Below are 6,086 nucleotides of genomic sequence, written 5' to 3'. Positions count from 1 at the left end.
ATCCGATCTGAATCCACAGGCAAGATGCCTGTGCTACGTTTTGAATTTTGCCTCATTTTAGCCGAAACGGTCTACTAGGATGCAATTCGCGTCGGCGGTGCCAGCCGACATCCATTTTATGAAACCAGTCGTTTTTTGTGACTTCGACGGCACGATCACGGCCGAAGAAACCTTCGTGGCGATGATGAAACGCTTCGCGCCGGAGGTTTCCGGCGAGATTATCCCCAAACTGTACACCCGGGAGATAACGTTGCGGGAGGGGGTGCGGCAGATCTTAGAATCCATAGATGCCGCGGCTTACCCGGAGATCGTGGAATTTTCCCGCACGAAATCGATCCGCCCGGGACTGGTGGAATTGCTCGACTTTCTCGATCGCCGCGGCGTCCCTTTTGTTGTCGTGTCGGGGGGCATCCGGATCATGGTGGAGACGGTCCTCGGGGAGTTGACGGAGCGGGTGGAAGCCATCTACGCCGTGGACGTGGAGGCGGGGGAGAGCAATTTGCGCGTCCATTCCGACTTCGAGGGGGGGACGGAACTGATGGCGAAGGTGCGGGTGATGGAGTTGTACGAGGGGGACGAGAAGATCGCCATCGGGGATTCGGTGACGGATCTGAATCTGGCGATCGCCGCCCCGGTGGTGTTCGCCCGCGATCGCCTCGCCGCATATCTGGACGAACGTCAAAAATCCTACATTCCCTGGGGCGATTTTTTTGACGTCCGCGATCGCCTCGCCCAAATGTGGAATAATGCTGAATTGAGCGAGAATGGGAAGGAGTGGTAGAGATGGCAGAATTTACCCGGATTCTATCTCTAGATGGGGGCGGTTTGCGAGGGTTGATACCAGCCGAGATTTTGGTCGAGGTCGAACATAAAATACAGAAAAAAACGGGCAATCCCGAGGCAAGATTGGTTGATTATTTTGATTTATTTGCCGGGACGAGCGCCGGCGGAATCTTGACCTGTCTCTACCTGTGTCCCGACCTTCGAGATCCGAGCCGGCCGCGATGTTCCGCAGCAGAAGCCCGCAATTTCTTCTACGACAATAGCCGACAGATTTTTGCGATGCCATTCATGCACGCCATCAAAAACTTTTGGGGGATTTTGAACGCCAAGTATTCCCACAGAAAGTTAGAACTGATGATGGCTAACTTTTTCGGCGATGTCCGGTTGAGCGACCTGTTGAAACCCTGTCTGATTTCGACCTACGATATCGAACGGCGAAAAACTCACTTTTTTACCCAACATGACAGCCGAAGCAGACCCGAATGCGATTATTACGTCCGAGATGTCATTCGCTCGACATCCGCCGCGCCCACCTTTTTTGAAGTGTCCAAAATTAACTCATTAAATCGGGCTATTTACAACTGCGTTGATGGTGGCGTTTTTGCTAACAATCCGGCCCTGTGTGCCTACGCGGAAGCCCGCAGCAAAATGCCCAGTCATCCGACAGCAAAAAACATGGTCATTTTATCTCTCGGAACCGGCGACGTCAAAAAGGGATATCCCTACGACCAGGCGAAGAACTGGGGAAAGTTTGAATGGTTACTGCCGCTGTTGGACATTATCATGACCGGGGTGGCGGAAACCGTAGACTATCAGATGAGGCAGATCTATGATGCGGTTGAAGCGCCACAACAATACTTGAGAATCAATCCGGAACTGACGAGTAAAACGATGCTTCCCATCGACGATTGTTCGGAACACAATTTGCAGGCTATCCGGCGTTTGGGTCGGCAACAGGCCCAGGAGTACGACCGAGAAATTGACGAATTTATCGATTTATTGCTGAGATAATCGGGGGTGGGGAAAATAACGATGCCGGCGGGAGTTCAAAATGGTCGGGAAAAAGAGCAACTTTAATGTCGGGGAACACAACCCCCTTATTTTAAACCCAACTTTTGCAGGACGTCTGCGATCGCATCCATCCGCCGGGACTGGTCGGCTTCGATGCAGGATTTGGGTTCCATATCGTAGGGGCAGATCGGGGGGTGGGCCAAGGTCGTGTCTTCGTAGTGTCCTTCCGTCTTGAATGTTTCTACCCTCGCCCACAGGATCGCCTCAGACCCCTCCTTTTCTTGGCGGAGTGCGGTGGCATATAATTGGGGAAATTTGTCTCCAAAATAGGGACTTTGATTCCACAAATCGATCGCGTTGATGAATCCTTCCAAGTGATACTCGGGATTGATTCCCGCATCCTTAAATTCTTGATCGATGGCAAAAGACTGCGATCGCAACCGCCGCAGACACCATTTGTTGGCATCCTTCAGCGTCCCCCCCCGGCCGTGGTTGCTGCAAAATCCCTTATTCAACAGCCCCGTTGCCGGATCTAAATGCCCTTCGATCAGGGAAGTGTAAGTTCCGTCCGTCTCGCAGTTTCCCTCCGCCGCACAGACGGCGATGACACCCGGACTTTTTAAATCCAAAAATAGGGATTTGACGGGGACCTGGGGGCGGAACGACTGACCCACCCACCAGCGATCGCCTTTCGACTGGTAATTCACCGGCGTCAGTGTCGCTTCCGTTTTCGGGAGTTCGAGACTCACCACAGATCGCACCACTGTTTGAATTCCCAAGGCGACACAATACAGCGCAAAAATGGAAAATGCACCCAAGAGCAACCGTCTTCGATACAGAATGCGCTTTCTGTGTTGTTTCATCAAAGAACGGAGATCGTTGCTTTGCAGTTCGGACTGATGCCAGCCCGACCGCCGTTTTTTCTTTCGATACACGGTGTTCAATTGGTTATTTAAAAAAGTGGAAAGTTTGCCGATGATTTTCCGAGCCACAGCCCGAAAAATCGTCCAATTAGAAACGGCCCTGCCGCGGTTTCTGGGGGCGAGTTCCCGAACCTTGGAACGCCGGACAATTTCACTGCGAGTCCGTCCCGGGGGAACGAACCTTTTTCTCCTCACTTTTTGATCGAACATATTCAATCTCGATGGTAATCCGAGGGGGAATTCCCCCTGCGATGGGACGTGATAATGGACGACGACTGAAACAGCTTTTACACTATATCACCTGTTTTCAAGTGTCGTAAGACGATCTTTCCTTGATCCCCCCCAACTCCGGGGTCTGAATCTCCCCTAAATTTAAGAATTTTCGGCGATCGCATCCCCGTGCCGAACCCCTCAAAATCTCTGTCGGGGGGAACAGTTTCCCCGGGGGTCTGTGACCGGGGTTTGGGTATTGGCAGAAGTGCGAAATTGCGCTTTGATAATGGAACTCCCCACAACGACAGAAGCGAGTGAGAGCATGGGAACCGAGCGCACCTACAAAAGCTTGCCTTTCTACTGGCATCGGGATACGGTGGAAAACGATCGCCGTTGGTTGGAATCCGTCATCCGCAACGCCGCCCCGTTTTCCGACTGGTGGACGAAGGCGCGGATCGTGCAACTCGCCTATTCAGACCCCCCCAAGACCGGGGCGAAAACCGTCGCCGGACTCCCCACCTACGGCGGGTATACCTCCGAATCGGCGATCGCCGAGGCCCTGCGGTCCTGCTGCGATCTTGCGGAACACCCCGCTTTCGCGGGACAAGTGGATGAGGAATACGTGGTTCGCGCCCTCAACAGTTGGCACGAACGAGAATTCACCCAGGCCATCGCTCGCAACTTCGAGGTCTACGCCGACCGCGACCACCCCAACATTTTTTTGGTCGTCAGCACCGCCCCCTGTTCCCTCAACACCGATCGCCTGTTGCCCCCCCCGGATCGGTTCCGACCCCTGTTCAACATCGCCGAATTGGGCGAGATCCTGCGGTCGGACAATTTCAACCGCCTCACCCTCCGCACCCACGGCTACGCCAACCCGGCGGAGCGGTTCTACCGTTCCTTCATCCGCGAAGCCGAATCCCTCGTCCTCAAGGGGCCGATCAACCAAATCGGGACGTTGGAAGACAAAAGCGCCTACATCGGCTATCACTGGCCCGGAGAACGGCCGCTCCTGAGCCGCAGCCTCTGGCTCGACCCCCTGCAACAGTGGGGCATTTCCCTGAGATTTCTGGTGGTGGTGGCCCTCCTGGCTTGGCTGGCCGGGACGGGACTCTATTTGATCCTGGCTCTCCTCGGCGCCCCCCTATTGCAATTTTTGGGCGTCCGACCCGTCGTCGCTCCCCCGTGGGGGGGGGACGGACTCGGGGATTTATTCGCCCAGTGGCAGTGGGTGTGCCTCAGCGTCTTTGGGTTGTGGCTGCTGTTGATGCACCTGTTGCGGGTGGTGGTCTACCAGCGCGATCGCTATCGGGCCATCCACTACGGCGCCCCGGACCTGGCGGAATTTTTCTGGCGCCTCGACAAAGTGTTGGGCGAGAACCCCTATTCTTCGATGCCCTTTGCCCCGGAGGAAAGCCCCCCACGACCCCCCGATTTGAAAGTCCACCTGGTCGGCCACAGCATGGGGGGGTTGCTGCTGGTGAACGTGCTGCGAATTTTGTCCGATCGCTTCGGGAAAGAAGATCGCCTGGCCGAAGAGGGCCACGACATGGGGGAACACCTGCAACTCGACCGCCTGATCTTGTCCTCCCCCGACATCCCCCTGGAATTTCTGCGGGAGGGACGCAACAATTACGTCCGGTCGGCGATCTTGCGCTGCCGGGAAATTTACCTGTTTTCGAGCGATCGCGATATCGTCCTCCGCTACCTGTCCATTTTGGCGAACTGGTTCAGCGAACCCAGCGTCGAAATGTCCGGCCTGCGGTTGGGAAATGTCTACCTCAAACGGGCGGGAGACAGCCCGGACTATCGCCCCCACATCCGCGTGATGGTGACATCGCAACCCGCCGTCCAACCCACCTCCGCCTACGATTTATTTGAAAAATTTAACTATCTCGACTGTTCGGAAATGCGGGGAACCAACGGCGTCAAATGGGAGTTAAATCCCCGGACGGCCCTGGCGATCGATCTGGTAAATTTGGTTTTGTACCTGACCCAAAAAATCGACGTCCACGGCGGCTATCACTGGGTCCATACCCCCGGTTTTGACGTGCTGCAATTTTTAATTACCCGGGATGGACTGTCGCGATCGGACACGATCGCAGAAATCGAAACGCTGATCGCCGACAGCCCCATCCGCTTCCGCCCCAGTCGAACAATTAATAATTAATAATTAATCAATTAACAATTAATTGTTGGGGTTGAAAGCTTCTTTATACGAGGCGAACGGGGATAGAACCCGAAACCCTACGGGAGGAGTGAGGAGCGAGGAGTCATATCAAATCCGGTTGAATGCTCGGAACAAAACGGGTTGGAGATCGAGACCGCTTGGGAATCAATTCCCCGAGGGCGCAAGCCCGGGGCCCCTACGAGCTAAAATCATCTGTTGTCTGACTTCTTTTTTCTCCCTACACCCTACACTCCAACTTTTCTCATTGCCTTCTTCTTGAATTTTAGCAACACTTTAAACCACTTTTGGGCGGGTTTGTCGTAGAATGTGAAAATGTCGCCGAAGGCGATGCGGGAATTGCGATGATGTTGCCAGTGGCGTTCGGGGGTGGTGATGTATAAAACGTTGCAAAGCCGTTCTAAAATTGGCGGGGTCGTCCAGTGATTCAGAGGTAAATGCCGCCATTCCACATGGCACTCCGCCAAAATTAAACCCAGAATGGTTCCCGCCGGGGAAATGATCCAAAAGAGGGGCAGAAACATCAAATAGGGAAACGCCCCCAAAAAGCCGGCGATCAGAACTTTGGGATTTTTGTGGGCGATCGCATAGCGGATAAAACTGCGGTTCGGACTGTGGTGGACGGCGCAGTGGAATTTGCCAAAAATATGTTCGGGAACGTGATAGAAGAAGGTCGAGATAAAGTCTCCACTCAGCAGCAGTCCGAGTGCGACCGAGACGATCTTGATAACAGTCACTATTTCACCCTCACGAGCTACTGCGACTGTAATCACCGAAGATTAAATTCAATTAATATTTGGGTTAAAAATTGGGCGGAAGTCTCATCTCTCAATATCTGTGGGGGCAACCGTCCCGGGTTGCCCCAATTGGGCGGAATTGGATGGGGGAAGCCGGCTGTCTGTCTCAATTCTCCTCAATTCTCTATCTGTGGGGGCAACCGTCCCGGGTTGCCCAGATTGGGCGGAATT

The 6,086-nt window shown here is 54.1% G+C and carries 5 protein-coding genes; 3 read left to right on the top strand and 2 right to left on the bottom strand.

Annotated features, from left to right (window positions below; translation table 11 throughout):
- The first annotated feature begins 118 nt into the window (after positions 1–118).
- Both AC0QHF_RS17060 and AC0QHF_RS17055 read left to right on the top strand, forming a co-directional pair.
- Entirely contained in the window at positions 119–781 is a 663-nt protein-coding gene (locus AC0QHF_RS17060; RefSeq protein WP_324705433.1) for an HAD-IB family phosphatase, read from the top strand.
- Between the two features lie 2 nt (positions 782–783).
- On the top strand, positions 784–1,794 hold the full coding sequence (locus AC0QHF_RS17055) for a patatin-like phospholipase family protein (protein ID WP_324705432.1): 1,011 nt from the start codon (positions 784–786) through the stop codon (positions 1,792–1,794).
- 86 nt (positions 1,795–1,880) lie between these two features.
- On the opposite strand, the gene AC0QHF_RS17050 is transcribed toward AC0QHF_RS17055, so the two are convergent.
- Positions 1,881–2,927 carry a hypothetical protein gene (locus AC0QHF_RS17050; RefSeq protein WP_324705431.1) on the bottom strand — a complete coding sequence of 349 codons (1,047 nt, stop codon included), beginning with the start codon at positions 2,925–2,927 and terminating at the stop codon, positions 1,881–1,883.
- Between the two features lie 289 nt (positions 2,928–3,216).
- Between AC0QHF_RS17050 and AC0QHF_RS17045 the strand changes: the two genes are divergently transcribed.
- Positions 3,217–5,100 (top strand): alpha/beta hydrolase, encoded by a 1,884-nt coding sequence (locus AC0QHF_RS17045; RefSeq protein WP_324705430.1) that lies wholly within the window; start codon positions 3,217–3,219, stop codon positions 5,098–5,100.
- Positions 5,101–5,345: 245 nt separating this feature from the next.
- Here the strand turns inward: AC0QHF_RS17045 and AC0QHF_RS17040 are convergent, their stop codons facing one another.
- Complete coding sequence (locus AC0QHF_RS17040) at positions 5,346–5,855, bottom strand: sterol desaturase family protein (RefSeq protein ID WP_324705429.1); 510 nt, start codon at positions 5,853–5,855, stop codon at positions 5,346–5,348.
- Positions 5,856–6,086: the final 231 nt, after the last annotated feature.

Source organism: Lyngbya sp. CCY1209 (genome assembly GCF_055795065.1).
The sequence above is the reverse complement of the archived record's forward strand: the minus strand, read 5'-3'. Positions and strand labels throughout refer to the sequence as shown.

Bases quoted from the DNA above. Each gene is read 5' to 3' on its own strand.
- AC0QHF_RS17060 (WP_324705433.1), top strand. From the start codon at position 119: ATGAAACCAGTCGTTTTTTGTGACTTCGACGGCACGATCACGGCCGAA.
- AC0QHF_RS17050 (WP_324705431.1), bottom strand. From the start codon at position 2,927: ATGTTCGATCAAAAAGTGAGGAGAAAAAGGTTCGTTCCCCCGGGACGG.
- AC0QHF_RS17045 (WP_324705430.1), top strand. From the start codon at position 3,217: ATGGAACTCCCCACAACGACAGAAGCGAGTGAGAGCATGGGAACCGAG.
- AC0QHF_RS17055 (WP_324705432.1), top strand. From the start codon at position 784: ATGGCAGAATTTACCCGGATTCTATCTCTAGATGGGGGCGGTTTGCGA.